Source organism: Paenibacillus plantarum, assembly GCF_013141695.1.
Lineage (GTDB): Bacteria > Bacillota > Bacilli > Paenibacillales > NBRC-103111 > Paenibacillus_E > Paenibacillus_E plantarum.
On record NZ_WHNY01000028.1, the window covers coordinates 12,667 to 31,803 of the forward strand.

Annotated in this window: 11 protein-coding genes; all 11 read right to left on the bottom strand. The window is 46.6% G+C overall.

What is annotated here, in order from left to right; genetic code table 11:
- Positions 1–31: 31 nt before the first annotated feature.
- Positions 32–2,158, bottom strand: a complete 2,127-nt coding sequence (locus GC096_RS09345; RefSeq protein ID WP_171629980.1) for a glycoside hydrolase family 31 protein — start codon at positions 2,156–2,158, stop codon at positions 32–34.
- Between the two features lie 12 nt (positions 2,159–2,170).
- Entirely contained in the window at positions 2,171–3,133 is a 963-nt protein-coding gene (locus GC096_RS09350; protein ID WP_171629981.1) for a Gfo/Idh/MocA family protein, read from the bottom strand.
- Between the two features lie 175 nt (positions 3,134–3,308).
- Entirely contained in the window at positions 3,309–4,886 is a 1,578-nt protein-coding gene (locus tag GC096_RS09355) for an extracellular solute-binding protein (protein ID WP_171629982.1), read from the bottom strand.
- Between the two features lie 503 nt (positions 4,887–5,389).
- Positions 5,390–7,294 (bottom strand): S-layer homology domain-containing protein, encoded by a 1,905-nt coding sequence (locus GC096_RS09360; RefSeq protein ID WP_171629983.1) that lies wholly within the window; start codon positions 7,292–7,294, stop codon positions 5,390–5,392.
- Positions 7,284–12,191, bottom strand: coding sequence for a X2-like carbohydrate binding domain-containing protein (locus GC096_RS09365; RefSeq protein WP_171629984.1), 4,908 nt, complete (start codon positions 12,189–12,191; stop codon positions 7,284–7,286). Before GC096_RS09365 ends, GC096_RS09360 begins: the two co-directional genes overlap by 11 nt.
- A gap of 255 nt (positions 12,192–12,446) precedes the next feature.
- Positions 12,447–13,316, bottom strand: coding sequence for a carbohydrate ABC transporter permease (locus GC096_RS09370; protein WP_171629985.1), 870 nt, complete (start codon positions 13,314–13,316; stop codon positions 12,447–12,449).
- Positions 13,317–13,344: 28 nt separating this feature from the next.
- Positions 13,345–14,268: an ABC transporter permease gene (locus tag GC096_RS09375; protein WP_376769485.1), complete on the bottom strand. Its 924-nt coding sequence runs from the start codon at positions 14,266–14,268 to the stop codon at positions 13,345–13,347.
- 175 nt (positions 14,269–14,443) lie between these two features.
- A complete protein-coding gene (locus tag GC096_RS09380; protein ID WP_171629987.1) occupies positions 14,444–15,643 on the bottom strand; it encodes a glucuronate isomerase in 1,200 nt (399 codons plus the stop codon).
- 305 nt (positions 15,644–15,948) lie between these two features.
- Positions 15,949–16,941 carry an aldo/keto reductase gene (locus GC096_RS09385; RefSeq protein ID WP_171629988.1) on the bottom strand — a complete coding sequence of 331 codons (993 nt, stop codon included), beginning with the start codon at positions 16,939–16,941 and terminating at the stop codon, positions 15,949–15,951.
- A gap of 44 nt (positions 16,942–16,985) precedes the next feature.
- Positions 16,986–18,764 (bottom strand): glycoside hydrolase family 36 protein, encoded by a 1,779-nt coding sequence (locus GC096_RS09390; RefSeq protein ID WP_171629989.1) that lies wholly within the window; start codon positions 18,762–18,764, stop codon positions 16,986–16,988.
- On the bottom strand, positions 18,761–19,135 hold the full coding sequence (locus tag GC096_RS09395) for a cupin domain-containing protein (RefSeq protein ID WP_171629990.1): 375 nt from the start codon (positions 19,133–19,135) through the stop codon (positions 18,761–18,763). The genes GC096_RS09390 and GC096_RS09395 overlap by 4 nt, the downstream gene beginning before the upstream one ends.
- Positions 19,136–19,137 lie beyond the last annotated feature (2 nt).

Here is a 19,137-nt window from a genome sequence, read left to right on the forward strand (position 1 = left end):
CTCACCGTGATCAGTTCTTCAACGGAAAGCGCTACAAACGAATTTGTGCGAAGCGCCACGTGACAGTGCTGTAGGCTTGCGGCTTCTCAGTCGGTCCAGTAAGTTGTCCCTCGTAGGAGCCATCTGTATGTTGGATGACAGTTGCTTTCCACAAGCCGCATACGCCGGCCTCATAGTCAAACGATTCCCCATCATCGTCATATAAATTCCCTTCACCTGCAGCATCACCGAAATGAATCAGCTCAAGTGGGACTTGCGTTCCTAGCGGTGGGACATGCGACAGCGCAGGCATCATAGGAATGATTGATCCATTTTTAACAAATACTGGAATCCTCTCTAGACCGCATTGAATCCGAATGATACAACCACCTTCGTATCGTTCCCCCGTCTCTAATCCATACCAGACTCCCGAAGGGAGTAGGACTTCTCGCTCAGTTTCCCCTTCGACAAGTGGAGCAACTAACAGGGCATCACCGACCATGTATTGGTCGTCCCATTCTCTCACTTTCTTCTTGCCATATGCACCATCTGTCGTGTTCAAGGTTTGCTCAGCTGCTTCAGCTTGGATCGCCTCAGCTTCTGCGATTTCTGCTGGAGACATTACGAATGGCATGGCACGGAAAGGTGGGATTCCCTTCTCCCGGTACGCGGCGAATGCCGTATACAAGTAAGGCAGCAGTCTCATCCGCAGCTTGATATAGTGGCGAACTGTATCCTCAACCTCTGGGAAAGACCACGGTTTCGTGCCGTCCCCCCAGGCATTGAGCATCGCAAGAGGCGAGAAGATGACCGTTTGCATCCGTCTGACCCAGTCTTCGGCATTCCTAGCTCTGCGAACTTCCGGCGTCCACAGCAACCCGCTGAAAGAGGCGTTGCATACACCACGAATGAATTGCTTGTGATCGTAAAGATCTGAATACAAGACATACGGCATGGAAGAAGCCGCGGTATTCGAAGCCCTGACAAGCCCATACGTTCTCCGATTCTTACTGCGGTAAAGTTCTGTCGTCATCTTTTGAAACATTAACCCGTACATTTGTCTCATCTGCTCGCCATCAAGACCCGATGGGAACTGAGCGTGCCCAGGAAACATCCATGAGTTGTTGGTCAGATCACTGCCGTCACATTCATCCAGCTTGTAGCCGGCTACCCCGATATTGACATGCTCCTCTTCATGCTGCTTCTTATAAAGCGACACAGCTTCAGGCAGCGAATAATCCGGAGCAAGCCCTCCCCATACCGAGTGACTCCCCGACAGCGGCTTCAAATCCTCATACAACTCACTCTTCGGTGATACAAAGGGATGCTCCCACAGGTTCACACGAAAGCCTTTACGATCCAGTTCCTTTACGAATTGTTCCGGTTCTGGGAATCGGCTCTTCTCCCATTCATAGGTGACCGGGTAGCTGTGGCTGTGCCAACCAGGTTCGAGTCCAATGACATCACAGGGCATATCATGCTGACGGAACTGCTCTGCTTCTTCGAGCACTTGTTCGTCCGTATATAGCGTCGGAACCCGATGCCAGAAGCCAAGTCCCCACTTCGGAGGCAGCGTGCCTCCACCGCAAAACAAATTATATCTAGCTACGACATCGGAGAGGGTTGGTCCGCCAAACAAATAAACGTGTGCTCCTTCCCTAGGCAGTTTGATTTCCACCCGCGATGCGACTAGTGTCGCTTTCCATCCCTTATTGGTGTTGCGATCACGTATATCCTCGCTTAGCGTTTCCTCTTGTCTCATCGTTGAGCCGCAATACATGGTCACGATGCGCGAAGTATCCACCAACACGCCATACCCTAGATCGCTTATATAGAAGGGTACTGGCGCATGCGTCTCGCCTGTATCTTGCTTAGGATCGCTGTTTACCCGCAAATAACGGTTTCTTCCTCGTTGATTCATTCTTAATAATTGTAAGCCTGTCCCATATAGCTTTTCCGTACGATTAAGCGGGATGGATAGTAAAAGATAATCACCAAGGTCCTTGATTTCGATGCTTTCTCTTGTAAAAGGAGGATTCACTTGCGGAAGCTGCTGCAGCGCCTCATCTTTCGGTAACACCCCCATCAAAGAGAGCGGTGTTATGCCTTGCGGATTTCCAATCGTAAGGCGCCATACGCCAGGTGCTGTTTGTTGCCAATTCGATGTTTGCACACTCATTTCCCCAATCCTTTATAGTGTTGGAACCTCAATGGACATCGTTCTGCCGGACTCATTAGCCAGCTTCGTGTAATGAACAAGTGCTTGGGTTTTCAAATAATCCCTGCCACTCGTTTCCGCTTCGCGTCCTTCACGGAGTGATGCCAGAAATTCGGCCAGTGTATCGGTTTCATCAACACCACTTATGTCATCAATAACGTCAACTTTGCCGTCCCGAATGAGGCGAATTTCTTTATCGACGACTTCCATAGCGCCCTCCGTTCCTTCGATTCGCCAATTGCCGCTCCATGGCGTCTCCGTCCCTCTGGCCGAGATGGATGCGTTGTAGCTCACTGTGATACCACCCTCCAATTCAAAGAAAGCATACGCATTAATAAGCGCTCCTTCTTCTTGCCAAGCGCCAATTGGATTGTACAGCTTCGATTGCACGGACGTCCCTTCTCTACCCGTGAAATAGCGGATAATATCTAAGTGGTGCACTCCGATATCATCCAGAATACTAACGGTATATCTCCGCTGAACATGGTGGTATCTGTAGAACTGTATATCCATAGACGAAATACGGCCGATGACACCTTCGTCCAAAAGCTGTTTCATTTTACGAATATAAGGCATCCTGCGGTAATTCTCTGCAATCATAAACGGGAGCTTATCCCTGGCAGCTCTAGCTACGATCTCGATGGATTCCTCATAATCAAAGGAAATCGGTTTCTCGCACAAGACAGCCAACTTATGATCAAATGCCGCATGGTTCACTGCTGTGTGCCGCATAGGTGAAGTTACATTGACTAGAAAATCAGCTTGTTCGTTCTGCAAAGCCTCTTCTAATGACGTGTAAAAAGGGAACGGATCGTCCAGCATCTTCTCTTTCATTGCTAGATCAACCTCAACAACTGCTGCTAATAATCCTTGATCTCTTAGACGTTTATACCAGCTGAACCCGGCTGAACCTAAACCAACCAATATCGCTTTCATGTAACAAATACCCCCTTAAAGTTCCATAGATTTTAGTTGCCTTCATTATAGGAGATTGACCGTCCAAGAAAAACGTATTAACTTACGGCAGTATGTGTTTTTTTACGATTTTCGAAAAGTAAAGACATCCCTCCGCGAATTCCGTTGCGAAAGGGATGCCTCTTTAGACCTGTACTTATTTCGTGTCAATCATAATCGCGCCTTGCTTCTTATTCCAACGCTCTGTCGCTTCTTTAATAATTTCGGTGCCGCCTTTGGATTTATACTCTTCGATGACTTTCGGCCAATCGGAGATTGGCTCTTTGCCATAAATCATTTTGATCATGTGGTCCACGATGATTTTCGGACCTACGTCTGGTTGAGGCGCTGCTAGATCTGGGAATTTAGCAAAGCTGCTCAAATCCGGATAGAATCCAATACCAGGTAAACCTTCCTTCGAAAGAATCTCGTCAAATGCTTTCAAGGTCGATTGTCCATCATCGTTTAGCTGCATTCTTGGTTTATTGTAGGTAGAGTCATGTACCGCCCAAAGTGTTCCGCTGCGGAACCCTTCTTCATCAATTTCTTCCTTCGTTACTGGGAATTTATAGTTAATCGCGCCACCGCTGTCTTTGGTATACGTATCGCCTTCAATGCCGAAGGTAAAGAATGTTTCTGCGTCCTTGGAAGTCATCATCCACTCGAACATTTTGATAATACCGGCAGCCGTGTCTTGCTTCACATTTTTATTGATATAGAACGTTCGAACGACAGGTGAATAGTAGAAGTAACCGCCTTTGCCTTCCGGACCCTTCGGAGAAGCAATGATATCCGCTTTAAAGTCTGGGTTGAGCGCTCTTAGCTTGGTTTTGGCCCCTGGTAAGCCGGAAGCATTCTGCGACCAGATACCCGCTTTCCCCGCATCTAGGCTTTTATTGTAATCCGTTGCGGAAATGGTAGCGAATTCCTTCGGAATCAAACCTTCTTCGTACATGGTTTTATATGCGGTTAGTGCTTTCTGTACATTTTCCGAATCGAAAAATTTAGGAACCACTTGACCATCCACGAGTTCAAATTGATCTTTATACGGCAGTACGTCGTAAGCTCCTAGAAGAACGTCCGCATACTTGAAATTTTCCCTCATTTGATACGGACTCTCGACACCTAACTTCTTGAAAGCCCTTAGGACATTCAGAAACTCATCTACCGTTTTGGGAGCTTGAAGACCCGTTTTCGCTAGCAAATCGGTACGAATGTAAGTGGCACGACGGGAAGGATTGCTCAAATATTCGGGAATGCCATAAATCTTTCCGTTATACGAAACACTCTCCCACGCTGCTTTGGGTACCATTTTCAACAAATTTGGTCCATACTGCTTCAACAGATCGTCCAGCGGCATGAACACACCATTCTCAACCGAACCTGACATCGACTTACTGCCTGGACCACCGATACTGCCAACAACATCGGGAATATCGTTACTTGCGAACATTACCCCGAACTTGGCATCTTCGACAACCCTAACATCCAAATCCGTATTCGTTAATTCTTCCAACTTCAAGACCCACTTGTCCTTGTTTAAATCGGGAATTCGAGTGTGGTAACCTGTGCTGACTGTCGTTGGAAAAAGTAACGAGAACTTGACTGGTGCTGCCTTTACATTGCCTGATGGTTGTGGTGAAGCCGTGCCTGCCACTTTTCCGTCTGAGGAACACGCGGTTAGTGCGGTAGCTGCCATCATGACAGCTAGACTTAGACTGATTGTTTTTTTCATTGAAAGCCCCTTCTTTCTTCATGTACTGTAAGCGATTCCATCGATCTGTGATTATCATAACGATTACGATCCGATTTCTGAATGTATAAATTTAAGACGCTATGTGATTTTATACGATTGAGGAAAGTCCTGAATTTGATTGCACAGTGCCATCACGATCACACTTGTGTCAAACGTAGTGGGTTCTCCATGTTTAGATGGAAAAAATACAGGTAATATTCAGTATTTCGCTGTGTTTTCGCGAATAGATGAAAAAACTACAGCTAATTTATCTGTTTTTTAAAATATCGAGCTCCTACATGAAAATTAACTGTAGAAAATACAGCTACTCCCTCAAATTCGGGGTACTTGGCACAAATAGATGGAGTAAATCCATTTAGATGACTGGGTGACAGCTAGAATTAGCTCGGTATCGGGAAGTCACCGTATGATGAAGGTAACCATATGCCGTAAACCCAGGTGAAAAAAAGACCGCCAAACAGCTTTGGCGGTCTGGGTGTGAATCAGTTAATAAATTGTAACGATTGCAGCATGCGCTTCAGCATTGTGGCCGCTTGTGCGCGTGTGGCAGGCTCTGTCGGTGCGAAGCTATTGTCCGATAAGCCTTGAACAAGACCTGCTGTCAGCGCCTGTGCGACGGCTGCCTTCGACCATTCGCCGATCGTCGAACGGTCGGCGAAGCGATCAATCACTGTGCTACTGGCTTGGATTTCCTTGCCTCCAACTTTCATCGCGCGCATCATCATCGCCACCATCTGTTCGCGAGTGATGTTGGCATTCGGCCTAAAGGTACCATCCTCATAACCGTTAATCAACCCGGCTTGATGCGCCGTGCTGACGGCTCCAGCGAACCAGTCGCGCGGGCTTACATCACGGAACGCATCTGCTTGCTTCTCTACGAGTCCAAGGGATCGAACTAGCATGGCCGCAAACTCAGCGCGCGTAACTTGCGCCTCTGGTGCAAACTGCTTATCCGTGATTCCGTTAACGATCCATTTATTGGCCAGCAGCTCAACATCCGCTTTGGCCCAATGCCCTGCTAAATCTGCAAATGATTGATTGGATTGGATGACCGTGTACGTACTGTTGTGCGGCGAACGAATCGTAACTTCAGATGATCCATTCTTCGTCGTAAGTATGGCTGGTACGAAATGGATCTGATTATTCGCATCGATCCAGAGCGCAGTTACCTTGCCAGGGTCACCTGTCCATGTCCCCAAGTTAAGTGTGCGGTTCACGTAAACGCCACCAAAATCATTCATTTCTTTCCCGTTGACCGTGATCGTAAATTCGATCGGGTTTGCAACGAGCTGCTTCGCGTTCAACTTGTTCACTGCGGCAGTGACATCGTCTCCGGTTTTACCCGAAACTTTTGAAATTACAACGCTTATGGTTGAATCCTTAGCTATATCTTTAAACAATTGAACTGGCAGCTCATATATGGCACCATTCGCTTTAATCTGAATTACTGTGTTGTTATGCTTACTGATTGCGTTCAGGATTGCTTGGCCTGGCAGTTCCACATTTACGATGGAAGCACCGTCCTTCACTTCAATCACGACGACTGGAATCGCTGATGCTTTCTCCAGTTTATCCCGATCTAAGGTGACTTTCGTAACCGTCTTCCCATCTGCCGTTGTTTCTTTGGTCACTTTGGCATCTTTATCAAGATCGATGATCCCCGTAGTTCCTGAACTTGAACTAGTGCCAGTGCCAGTGCCAGTGCCAGTTCCACTACCTGTCCCTGTACTAGGTCCCGGATCCGTCGTACGCTGTGTAACTGTGATTGTTGCTTCTGCCTTCAAGGAGGTGCCCCCAACTGTTCCCAGCACCTTAAAGGTACCTGCCGAGGCATATTGTGAAGCCTCTATATTGCTCCAGACGACACTTAGCTGCTTAGTCGTATTGTCGCTGTAAACCGCTGTAACTACCGTTGGTAAGATAGGTGCTGTTCCAGCTGTTGTCGTTATGTTGATTGGCGAATAGCTGACAATAACAGGTAGTGGAATGTCTATGGCTGTAACTGTAATATTAGCCAAAGCCTTATAAGTTACGCCGGTGACAGTTCCTTGCACGCTAAAGCTCCCTGCTACAGCATATTGAGATGGATCAATAGCGTCCCAGATGACCCCTCTTTGTCCCGTCGTGTTGTCACTATAAACCGCTGTGACGACTGTTGGTAAAACAGGAGCTACACCCACGCTAGTTGTAATGCTAATCGGTGCAATCCCAACGATGTCCGTTGACATGTTAAGTAAGGTCGGTGCCGAAACCATAAACTTACGTGAATACGGGTCTGTTCCTTTGGACCTTACGGTCACTTTGGAGAAATCAGTCAGGTTACTCGGTAACAGATAAGTAGTTGCTCCTGCTGGTAAATCAGCCAATACTGTTGTCTCATTGTACACCGTATAACCTTCGCTTAAACATCGTCAGATGCTGCGGAGGAAGTGGCGCATTGAACACTTGTACTTGTGTCAAGCGTGGAGGTCCCGTCAGATCTGTGCCTGTATTACCACCAGAAGCATTCTCCACCGTTACTTTGAGATATCTGGCATGATAGGTCTTGCCCAAGTTAATAGGGTGCGAACTATCTGCTGAATCGATACCACCATTACTAGTGCCTGTCTCATACGTATAACCTTGGGCCGTCTGCTTTTCCACTTGTTGAAAAGTCATAGTGTTAAAATCAGCAGCCGATGAATGCTCTCCGATCTCATTGGATACAAACACGGTTGCGCCCTTTAACCTCGTGGATTTGGCAAACAGTCTAATCTGGCTGAAATCCATCGCCTGCCCAAGGTCGATGACAAAGCTGCCTTTGCGCTCCCCGTCGGTACCCAGCCAAGAATAATTGCCGATTTGATCCAAATTGGTAACGTTCGTTACCGTCCATTTGGTCGGGTCTTGTAATACGCCATTGGTCAATTTATTAGCATTTCCGTACATATTCGCCGTAGCTGATTGCATCTGAATCGGATTAGCACCACCTGTTGGCCCAACATTGTACGCCTTCTTATTAAGCGCCAAGTTAACAGATGACAACCCTGATGCAACTTTGCTTATGGTGATGTCCGATAGCCCGAGCTGAACGTCATACGCAGAGTTGGTACCGTTAGCAGAGCTGCGGTAGATCCCCCACTTTGGACGCAAATATTGATCAAACGCAGCCGGATACTCGGTCTCAAAGCCACCTGCTCGTTCGGGTCTTCGCCATAAGTCTTTGACACCGTCACCTGTACCTTGATTACCGAAGACTTGATAGACATCCGGACTGTCAAAGGTATATGCCTTGCCCGTCACTTGATCGGTAATCTTAATGGTCAGCCAACCGCTGTCCGAAATGTGAGCTTTGAGCTCAACTTTAATCCAGTGCCCATCGATTTCTCGTAATGGAATTCGCATTAGCGTCTTATCGCCATCATAACGGTTATGATTGACAACTAGATCACGGTTCGTCGTTCCAGAAATGGACATCGCAAGAATATAGGCGCCGTTCTCACCGCCATTATTGCCAACTGGTAAAGTATCAGGAGCTTGGCGATTCGTAGCCTTCAACTGGAAGATATGCCTGAAGTTTGACTGGTTCCACTGGATGCCGTCTGGAATATTCCACATCCACTCATAGGAAACCAAATCGCCTTCGTATGCGACAAAATCGTTATTCGAATCTTCGCTTGGGCGAATCTCAACTCTTTGCCGATCGGTAGTAGCTGCGCCGTCAACAATATAGCCTACACTCGGGTCGAATACACCTTTGTGACCATACTCGCCATCACGCGTTTTATCCAAGAACTCATTATTCAAACCTCTGCCGTATTCAAAAATCTTGAACACATTTTTTTGCAATGTGCTATCCCACACACTCTGGATATGATCATCCGCGGCTGTCGCCCGAGGCTGATTACCATAGAAAGCGTGATAAGCATCTCTAATTCTTTTCGTAACACCTTCTACAGGTTCATCGGTACCCATGGCTCCGCCTAACACATTGTAAGGAGATACGCCTTCGATTGCGTTCATCTTGATCGTCTTATCATTTGCGCCATAACCACGGGCTATGACATCCAATGCAAATAGCGAAGGGGCGCCGCTGTTAAATTGAAACGTAAATTCATTCGTGCCCAGCGGCAACTTGGCAAGGTAGGGAGATGTGAAAGTAACCTTATTGCCGGCAAATGTGTAATCCGTATTTAATAGAAGCGTACTGTCACCATTCGTAATGCTCGTAAGCACTTTCCCACCCAGGTTAATCGTTGTCGATATAGGTGCAACCTGATCCCATGTACTATAGGTGTCCTTAGCTGGCACTAGTGCGGTAGTGTTCGTATACGGATCTTTACCATAAATCGCTAAGGCGGATAGACCCATCATGGAATTGGCATCATTCGCTCGCTTATCGCTAGGACCAACCAATACGGTGTTTATCATCACATAACGTGCTGTAAACGGATACAGAAAACGCTTCGTATCATAGCCCCATTGCTGACCGTTATACGTCACGTAAGACCACAAACCTTCAGTCTCTGTACCACCAGCTAGCGTCCAACCGTTAGCTTTCCAGTCATACTGCTGTGCCCCATCCGAAGCCGTAGGTGCACTTGACCATGCTGCAGGATCATTGGTGTAATAGACCTCAAATCTTGTAGCATTACTTTGAATATTGGCGATGGTGTTAGGAATTTCAAGGTAAAGTTTATCAATCGTTTTAGGCGCGCCTAAGTCAAGACTTAATGCTAGAGAGGATGGCGAATAGTCACCCTTATAGGCATTAGAGCTTGCATTCCGCCAATACCCGCTGCCGCCTGACCGCAAAGCATCTACACCCGGATGATCATTGGCTTCCGAGCTTACCTTGAGATTGACACCAGCCTGCGGTGTAAAACGAGATGGATCTAACAGGTTAACAGAGCCTGTCGGTATAACCGGAATAACCGTTGCCGAAGGTTCACCGAAAACATTGAATACATTCGCTTTAATTCCGCCAGCACTATTATCGAGTGTGACATCGGATACTAGCAATATATATTGCGCTGCAATCGGCACAGCCAACGTATGATTGGCTTTTTCGTTATTTTCTAGTTGTGTCGTTTTTCCCACGCCTGCGATTGGTTGCCATAGGGAACCATTTGCCGTCTCAAGCGGTTTGCGCGTTGCATCTGAAGTCGCTGATAGGGCATTTCCCTCTTTGAGTTCATTAAAAGCTGCAGCATCATTCGCGTAGTATACTTGATAATTTTTCAAAAACTTACTATTACTCGTCCATTCAATTTGAATGTTACTCACATCTATTTTCTTTTCCAGTTGTACGGCCGCCCAGTATTGATAACCATCTGTCTTAGTTAGAGAGCTGTTGGCCTGCCAAGCTGTCGTAGCATTATCATCAATAAAGTTGTTTTTACTGTTGCTGCTGCTAGAAACAACCTTAAGCGTAGCTCCGGGAGTTACCGCCCAGTTTTTATAACTAGAAAGATTAACTTCAATAAATGGTTTAATATGGGTTGAGTTCGTTATACCTGGGCCATTAAACTCACCATAAATCGTATTGATTCCTGTATGATCTGGATTATAGCCCGATGAGCTCCATGTTACATTCACCGGCTCTATTTTCCCCGTGCTCAGGGTGACATCTAGCTTGGAAGGTAAAGTTAAATTGCCAAATGCCGTACCTTGGGAAGCTGAAATCGCTGCTGGCCTTGCCCATGCAACAACATCTTTCGCTTGTGTATTGGGGTTCCAGCCGTCAGGGAAAATATAGCTGTCCTCATCCCGTTTGATTAAGTGTACGTCAGACAGATACATGGTTGCTGCTTGCCATTCATCCGCATAGGCTGCATCAGCCGGGCTGTTATACAACCCTCGGTAAAGCCCCCATTTGGAACGATTTTGTTGACCCGCTTCAACGGGTAAATCCGTTCTTTCGAGTCTGCCTGTTGTCGGATTGCTCACTTCAGGGCGTCTAGAGGTTTCAGCCGTCATCCCACCTTCGAACAGTACATCGCCTGACTCCAGATCGACAAGTTTACCGTATACATAACCTTTATCTGCTGTTAAGATCGTTACTTCAAAATCCAGCCAGCGATCTGCGATCTCTTCAAAAGGAATCGTGAACAATGGCTTAATGCGATCCGCATTGCTGCCATCTGGATTGTTCCTGAATTCAAGCTGCCCTTTGCCTCCGCTGGAAACTAAGGTCAGTGTAGTCACTGGTTGGCCCGCTGCGTTGCCGGCGATTTCTTTCAATTGAAAGATGTGCCAAAACCGGTGCGGTTCAATGAATTCACCTGCTTTTTTCTCACCAACATCTTGTTGAAACCTTAACGTTTCCGATGGGAGCATAAGTCTCCAATGATGGGTCATAATATCGCCGCCTACGCTATTTGCATCGATGTTGGCTGCGCTGGTATTGCTCTTAATCTCCAATCTCTGCCGGTCACTGCCTACGGCTCCGCGATCACCGTCGTCACGGCCTACACCTCCTGGCGTCACAAAAGGTTTAAATTCGTGAAACCGCAAAATGTCCGAGTTGAGCTTAGACGTGCCTGGTACGCCTGCAATGCCATATTTCGTAAGCGCATTCAAATCATTTCGTCCGATCGTTTGCAAATACATATTGTCTCCCAACCATGATTCATTCACAGTCGAAGCCACAGGGTAGTCACCCGAACGGTCATATACAGATTCTGACCATGGTTTCCCACTGTAAGAAGAAGGGCTCGTTGGACCTTCGATGGAACCCGTACCGCTGCCATTGCCAATTTTGGATGCGCCCATCACATCCCATGCGGACTCGCCTGCCTGAATGTTCAGCGGCAAGTATTTGTCATTTGGCCCCATTGGGCCACTTAAAGAAGGCACTGCCGTATCAACCGTAACCGTTATGGTGTATTTTTTGCTATTGCTGCTGTTATTGTTATCGGTTACTACTAAGTAATATGTCGTGGTTCCGCTGGCTGAAAATTGGTCCATTTTCGCATCGCCTTTGTTAATGCCGCTGGCTGCAAAAGGAATCACCGTTGTTTCGTCACTTCTGTATAGAACTGCGTTTGCACCATTTGTGGTTACATTCAGCATTTGATAGATGGTACCATAGGGTAAGGATACGTCAATTGTGGCATCATCGAGATCGACAACTGCGCCCACTGGCTTGTTCACGTGTATGTCCAAAATGCCCAAGCTGTCCTCCTGTGCTGCGTAAACCGTTTCTACTGGATTCATGTTAATTAATGTAAGAACAAGTGCTAAGGAAAGCACTATGCTTACCGCCTTTTTAAGTACTTGTTGCTTCAACATCTTACTGAACATTCTAAAGCCTCCTTAGAGTCAGTTACACCTACTTGAAACAAGGGGTTATCATTCATATTGCAATCGCTTCCATTATAAATGGTAAGATCATCTCCTTCCTCCCCTGCTTGCCTAAGTGTAAATCACATTCTTATTTCCATAGATGGAAAAATTTACGATTGGGGTTGTTTTATTTACGATATGAGCTGCAATCCGTTAGGTTGAAAAAACCACCCCATATACGCTTACGGGGCGGCCGATTTCACACTATTTGTATTAAGATTTCACCGAACCCACCATCATACCTTGGATAAAATGCTTTTGTAGGAACGGGTACACACATAGGATTGGAATCGTAGCGACGACAATGACCGCCATCTTAATTCCTTCTGGAGATAGAAGCTGCATGAGTTCCGAAGATACATCCGATTGCCCCATCTGATCGGTAAATACAATTTCCCTCAGCCGCACTTGCAGCGGTATCCATTGACGATGATCAATATAGAAGACGGCCTCCGCATAACGGTTCCAGTGACTGACTGCATACATAATTCCCATCGTAGCCATTGCAGGCTTAGATAGCGGCAAGACAATATTCCAGAGTATACGGAACTCGCCGCAGCCGTCCATTCGTGCCGAATCCAGCAGTTCCGATGGTAGATTCAAGAAAAATGACCGCATCACGAATAAATTAAAAGCGCTAATCGCCATTGGCAACATTAAAGCCCAGAGGGTATTCAGCAGCCCCAATTGCTTGATCAACAAATAATTGGGAATTAACGGTGCGCTGAAAATTAAAGTAAACAACACCAACATTAGAATTGATTTACGAAACAAATATTCAGGTCTGGACAACGGATACGCAAGCGTTGTTGTCATAAATAAATTAATAAAAGTACCAAATACCGTAATAATGACACTATTCCTGAACCCGATCCAGATCGTCGGATCCTCCAAAATAAGTTTATAGCTGCCTAATGTGAAGCCTACAGGCCAAAACGATACATCTCCTGCATTAATGGCCGTGTTATTGCTTAAGGACTGAGCAATAATGTGAATAAGGGGCAGCACCATGCTCAATCCGAGAACACCTAACAATATAAGGTTGAAGATATTAAAAATTTTATGGCCTCTTGTCATAATCATAGCGATTCACCTCCGGTCTCCTTCCGTATCAGTACAAGCCTTCGCCAGTCATTTTTTTACTAAACATATTACTGATCATGATCAACAGTAGACCCACAACCGACTTGAACAACCCGATAGCCGTCGTGTAGCTGTATTGACGATCAACAAGCCCTGCTCGATACACAAACGTATCAATAATCTCCCCATTCTCATTGTTAAGCGGGTTAAGAAATACGAAGACGCGTTCGAAACCGAAATCGAGAAAATTACCAATTTGAAGCAAAAATAAAATGACGATGGTTGGTAAAATACTAGGAATCGTGATGGAGAACACTTGACGAATGCGACTGGCTCCATCGATTTGCGAAGCTTCGTACAGGTCAGGATTAATGCCTGCAATCGCTGCCAAATAAATGATCGTTCCCCAACCGCTATCCTTCCAAACGCCAGAACTAATGAGAATGGTTCGAATGTAGCTATTTTCCCCCAAGAAATAGATAGGCTCAACGCCGAACAATGAGAGTAAATGATTAACAATTCCCGTGGAAGGGGACAACACCCCAACAACGATGCCTCCGACGATGACCCACGACAGGAAGTGCGGCATATACACCACCGTTTGTACAATCCGTTTATAAGCCATAATGCGTACTTCATTAATGAGAAGAGCCAAGACGATTGGAATCGGAAAAGCGAAACACATATCATAAATACCGATTAATATCGTATTTTTTAAAATTTGCAGGAAATCGGTGTAGGCGAACATGCGTTGGAAATGTTCTAATCCTACCCAGTCGCTTCCTTTAATGCCCTTGAAAATGTTGTAGTTTTGAAACGCGATAACGGAACCGAATAATGGGATATATTTAAATAGTAAAAAATAAATAATTCCCGGTAATGAGATTACATAAATTGGCCAATGTTTTCGTATAAAAGCCCATTTCTGACTCTGTGATGAGAAATTATACATTGCATGATCGGATGGCTGTATTTTGCTGGCCATGATTTCCTCCCCTTCTTGCTTGCTGCATCGATTTGACTTCTTCATCTTACTAGGGTTGTTCCAAGGCAGACATGGTGAAACTTATAGCGCGCTGTGTTTTTTTACGATTAGAACTATGGGAGCGGTGGGAACGATTACAATATCAATGTGCAACCCCGTAGCGCTTCGCTGCACTGTGGTAGAGCCAATGCTCAGCCACATAGATCGCCGTGTCATAATCAATCCAGCCTGCCTGGATCTGACCCCATAGGAAATCGCTCACAATCCGTTTAACAAGCAGAATCTTGCCGTAGCTCCACTCCATGCACCTGGCATCGGATACAATGAGGGAACTTTTTATTGCCGGAAGCGCCTCGAGACGGTACTGCATACTATCGCGATAGGTACTCGCTCGGAAGTTAAACCACCAATGCCCACCTACATGAACATTCGGAAAATTCCATGCCGCTTGCACAATATCCAAATTGTTAAGCTCAGAGGCCACCACGAGTTCAAAGGTGCAGGCATACGATTCAAACAAAGCTGAGAGCTTCAGGATACGAGTGGGGTCATTGACCGGCGTCGCTGTTCCACACCATGAACGTTCCACGCCGAGAAACAGCTGTATGAGAAGTCCCCGTTGCTCAGCAGCAGCCCCTAGTTCGTGCAGAAGCATCATTAGTATTTCATCCTTTGTATTGCCTTGCCCGACCACAACCTTGCGATTCGCTCTAGCTTCATAGCTCGGCAACGTGGTCATAACACCTGCGTAACCAGCTTCCTTATAGGTATCTAATAGCTGATTCAGTTTCTCTCGCACTTGGGCGAATACCCCAGTTGGATTAGGCGATGACTCGATCTCCTTGACCCAGCCCCCTATTCTCCCATCAATTCGCGGGATTAGGATGGCGTTCTCACGCATGCCTTGGAAATCTGCGTGTTCAGGTATATTCACGACGAATCTGCTCACGTTCAGTCGGTCTGCCACCTCTTGCGCCCACGTAACACGCCCAGCACTCTGTTTAACGGCAGCGTCAGCTTCCTTTATCGAGGCCGCGTCACGGATGACAATACCGTATAAATCTCTGAAAATGTGCGTCATCGCCACATTCATCATTGTATTTCGCGATCCATGGTAAGCTTCCAAGAAAGCAGCGATCCGTTCGTCCTCAGGCAGCTCCATGGCATTCGCTGGGTAACCAGCAGCCTGTAGTTCACGAAACAACCAGAAATAGTGGGCAATCTCCCAGAAGTCGCCAGCACAGAGTCGATCCCCCACAAGGTGGGTGTGCGTATCTACAACAGGCAGCTGCATAATCTGCGCCTCAAACTCTTCCTTCCCCTGCTTCATCTGACTATTCATTCTTCTTCTTCCTCCTTCTACACGTCGTATGTCCTGATGGTACATGGATTGTCTGATCTGTTACATGGGATAACTTCCACAGGGTTGTGATTTTTTATGATCGTTTGAAAAGGAAGATAAACCGCCGCTGTCCTTGTACTACTCCGCTCCCATTTCCCCTCCTGTTCGCGAGTTAGTCGATTTTATCTACTAACTCCAAATTCAAACTTCGCAATACCCGATTTTTAGCTTTACATTTATACTTTCATTTATGCTGAAAATAAAAAGCACCGAGTAGACTTCAATGTCCACGCGATGCTCTTAGATTATTTACTTAAAATGCTATCGATCAGATCCAATTCTTCCTGCGTGAAATTAGGCTGCTTCAAGGCCGCCACATTATCATCTAGCTGACTCACTCTACTTGCGCCAATTAATGCGGAAGTCACATGTCCCTTGCGGAGAACCCAAGCTAAAGCCATCTGGGCAAGACTTTGCCCTCTCTCCTGAGCTAACACATTCAATAGACGTGACTTGGCAATCTTTTCTTCCGTAATATCCTCAGGTCTTAGGAACACACTCCCCCCCGCAGCACGGGAATCGGCCGGAATGTTCTCCAAATAACGATCCGTCAGAAGCCCTCTAGCGAGCGGACTGTAGGCGATAGACCCTACGCCTTCTTTTGCCAAAATATCCTGCAGCCCCTGCTCCAGCCGCCTTTCGAACATCGAGTAGTGTACTTGATGAATGATAAATGGCGTGCCAAGACCTTTCAAAATTGCTGCGGCTTGCTCCGTTTGCTCCGCATTATAGTTGGACACGCCGACATACAGCGCTTTGCCCTGACGTACAGCCTGATCCAAAGCGCTCATCGTTTCTTCCAGAGGCGTCTCTGCATCGAAACGGTGCGAATAATAAATATCTACATAATCCATGCCTAGTCGCTTCAAGCTTTGATCAAGGCTCGCGAGCATGCTTTTGCGGGAGCCACGCTCCCCATAGGGACCATCCCACATGCGGTAGCCAGCTTTCGTAGCGATAATCAGCTCGTCACGATACGGCAGCAAATCCTTTTTCAAAATCTGCCCGAACACTTCTTCTGCTGAGCCAGTCGGTGGACCATAATTATTCGCAAGATCAAAATGCGTAATCCCCAGATCAAAAGCATGACGCGCTAGTGCTCTGCTGTTCTCGAATAGATCGACGCCACCAAAATTGTGCCATAATCCGAACGAAATCGGCGGCAGCTTTAGGCCGCTCTTTCCGCTTCGATTGTACGTCATGTCTACATATCTTCCTTCATTTGCTGCATAGTTCATCTTATCGTTGACCCCCTAAATTAAAACTACCGTAATTCTAATCTTTATCTAATGGAGATAGTTGCAAGCCCTGACGCCGGAATCGCAAGCTTATGAATACCTGATCTCCATTCGACAGACTGCTCCTCCGTAATTTCGCCACAACAGTTGCGAATGGTCACCTGCACAATCCCGATTTCACCTGAAACTTCTACATAGAGTCCTTCCTGTCTTCTGCCATTCACAACGATCCATTGAGTCACTGGCACGGTTGCATCAATAGGCACAATTTGCTCATGATAAGCGACAACAATCTCTCGATCCTCACGAATCGCACGGACTAGCGGATATAACAATTCCGGATTCATTGGCGCAATAGTACCATCCAGTAGTAGCGTTCGATTTTCTTTCCAGAAAGCAAGCCAGTAGGTTAGCATCTTCAAATGATCGGAAGGCAGCTTATCCAAAAGAACGGATACCTGCGGCACCGAAAATAAACAGTTAATTAACTGCAAGGCAGCACTTTCAACAGGTTCCTCTGGATGCCACATGATCATATCGGCATGAGCCGCTGTATTTCCACAAATCAGTCTAAGATCCAGTGTTCGCACGCGATTCTGGATGCTGTCGTTTGGACAATCGGAAGCGCGGAACATGTTGCCGTATTTGCGCATCGCAGGACCAATGTACATTTGACGGAACTCGATCATGATACTAGGGTTCAATTCTCTCAATCTACCGATAGAATCCGTCAATAGACGATCAACAGCAGCAGGTATTGACTCATAATCCTTACCTTCCACTGTGGAAGGCAGCTGCAACTCAGGCGAATAGAACGTATCAATGAAATCAAGCTTAAAGCCGTCCAAGCCCCACTCCTTGACCGCTTTCTCATAGGTATTGATGATATATTCCCGGACATCTGGATATCTCGGATCCAGCACAGCGGCTCCGTGGCTTTCATTAAATCGAAGGATTTTATCCTTGAATCGATTCCATGCCTGACTGTATTTACCGATAAAAGGTACCGAGTACCACAGGATAAACTTCATGCCTAACGCATGAACCGCATCCACATGCCGCTTCATGTCGGGGAATTTGCCCTCATAAGTCTCCCAATCTCCGCAATAGGCATACCCTCTGCGGTTATCTGCCGTTTGCCAGCCATCATCCACGATGACGGCTTCCATCCCTAACTTTTTGGCAATACGACACTGTTCTTCGATTTGGACGTCTGTGACATTCTGGTGCATGCTATACCAAGTCGAATACATCGGTTCCTTAGCAGCCTCTGGAACGAACGCCGGGCGATATTCCGGCATCTCGCTCCACCACGCTTGAACGCCATCAAGGCTTTCATAGTAAGGCACATCTCTCGTATCTACGAGGAGCTTCGCTTCATACGATCGGAAAGGCGCCGTCGTCTCTGTAAACAATTGAACGCAACAATGGAAATCGGCGGTTTCCTCACTGATGCCTCCCGAGTAGTGTACCGTGTTCAGGGCATCTGAATAGGCAAATGTTAGCCTATTACGACCCACACTATTAAATAACGCATAAACAGGAGCAGACGCAGCAGCATTGGAACGCAAAGTACGCATCCAATCGGCCTTAAAGCTCTTATTCCGGTCTTGGGCTGGATGCCAGCTGCCTTGAATATCACAGGCAGGATGTGACCAACGTAGTGTGAGCATGGGAGGCGTTAACGCCTCCTCTGCTTCCAGTCGCAACGTGATGACATCGATACCCTCTTGCAGCTTCTCCGTAAACAGCGTGACGGTGAATCCATGGTCCTCACTTGATAATTGAAAGGAATGGATATCCGTGTTTATGATTTTGTTCACACTGCATCCTCCTGTTGTTGATTCTTATGCCGATTCGGGCCTGCATGACACCAGACAGTGACAATCGGGTCATCCTCACTGGAATTGAGATGGTGATCCTCGCCTGGTTCAATAATCACGATATCTCCCGTCGTAACTGGGATATGCTCCCCGTTCATCTCCATCGTTCCCGTTCCCTGCAAAATAAGAAACGCTTCACAATCTCCATGAACATGGTAGTCTCTTCCTTCAGGACCATCATTCGTATGGCTGCGGTCGCCACGTTTCGCGAAAGATAGACCTCCTGACGATAAATAAGCACCTGGTAATACATCCTGCAAAATATGACCGTTCTTCTTATCCTGCAAATCGCTGAAACGCAGCTTTTTCATCT

Excerpts from the sequence above, each read along its gene's own strand:
- GC096_RS09345 (WP_171629980.1), bottom strand. The coding sequence starts at position 2,158 with ATGAGTGTGCAAACATCGAATTGGCAACAAACAGCACCTGGCGTATGG.
- GC096_RS09350 (WP_171629981.1), bottom strand. The coding sequence starts at position 3,133 with ATGAAAGCGATATTGGTTGGTTTAGGTTCAGCCGGGTTCAGCTGGTAT.
- GC096_RS09355 (WP_171629982.1), bottom strand. The coding sequence starts at position 4,886 with ATGAAAAAAACAATCAGTCTAAGTCTAGCTGTCATGATGGCAGCTACC.
- GC096_RS09365 (WP_171629984.1), bottom strand. The coding sequence starts at position 12,191 with ATGTTCAGTAAGATGTTGAAGCAACAAGTACTTAAAAAGGCGGTAAGC.
- GC096_RS09370 (WP_171629985.1), bottom strand. The coding sequence starts at position 13,316 with ATGATTATGACAAGAGGCCATAAAATTTTTAATATCTTCAACCTTATA.
- GC096_RS09375 (WP_376769485.1), bottom strand. The coding sequence starts at position 14,268 with ATGTATAATTTCTCATCACAGAGTCAGAAATGGGCTTTTATACGAAAA.
- GC096_RS09380 (WP_171629987.1), bottom strand. The coding sequence starts at position 15,643 with ATGAATAGTCAGATGAAGCAGGGGAAGGAAGAGTTTGAGGCGCAGATT.
- GC096_RS09385 (WP_171629988.1), bottom strand. The coding sequence starts at position 16,941 with ATGAACTATGCAGCAAATGAAGGAAGATATGTAGACATGACGTACAAT.
- GC096_RS09395 (WP_171629990.1), bottom strand. The coding sequence starts at position 19,135 with ATGAAAAAGCTGCGTTTCAGCGATTTGCAGGATAAGAAGAACGGTCAT.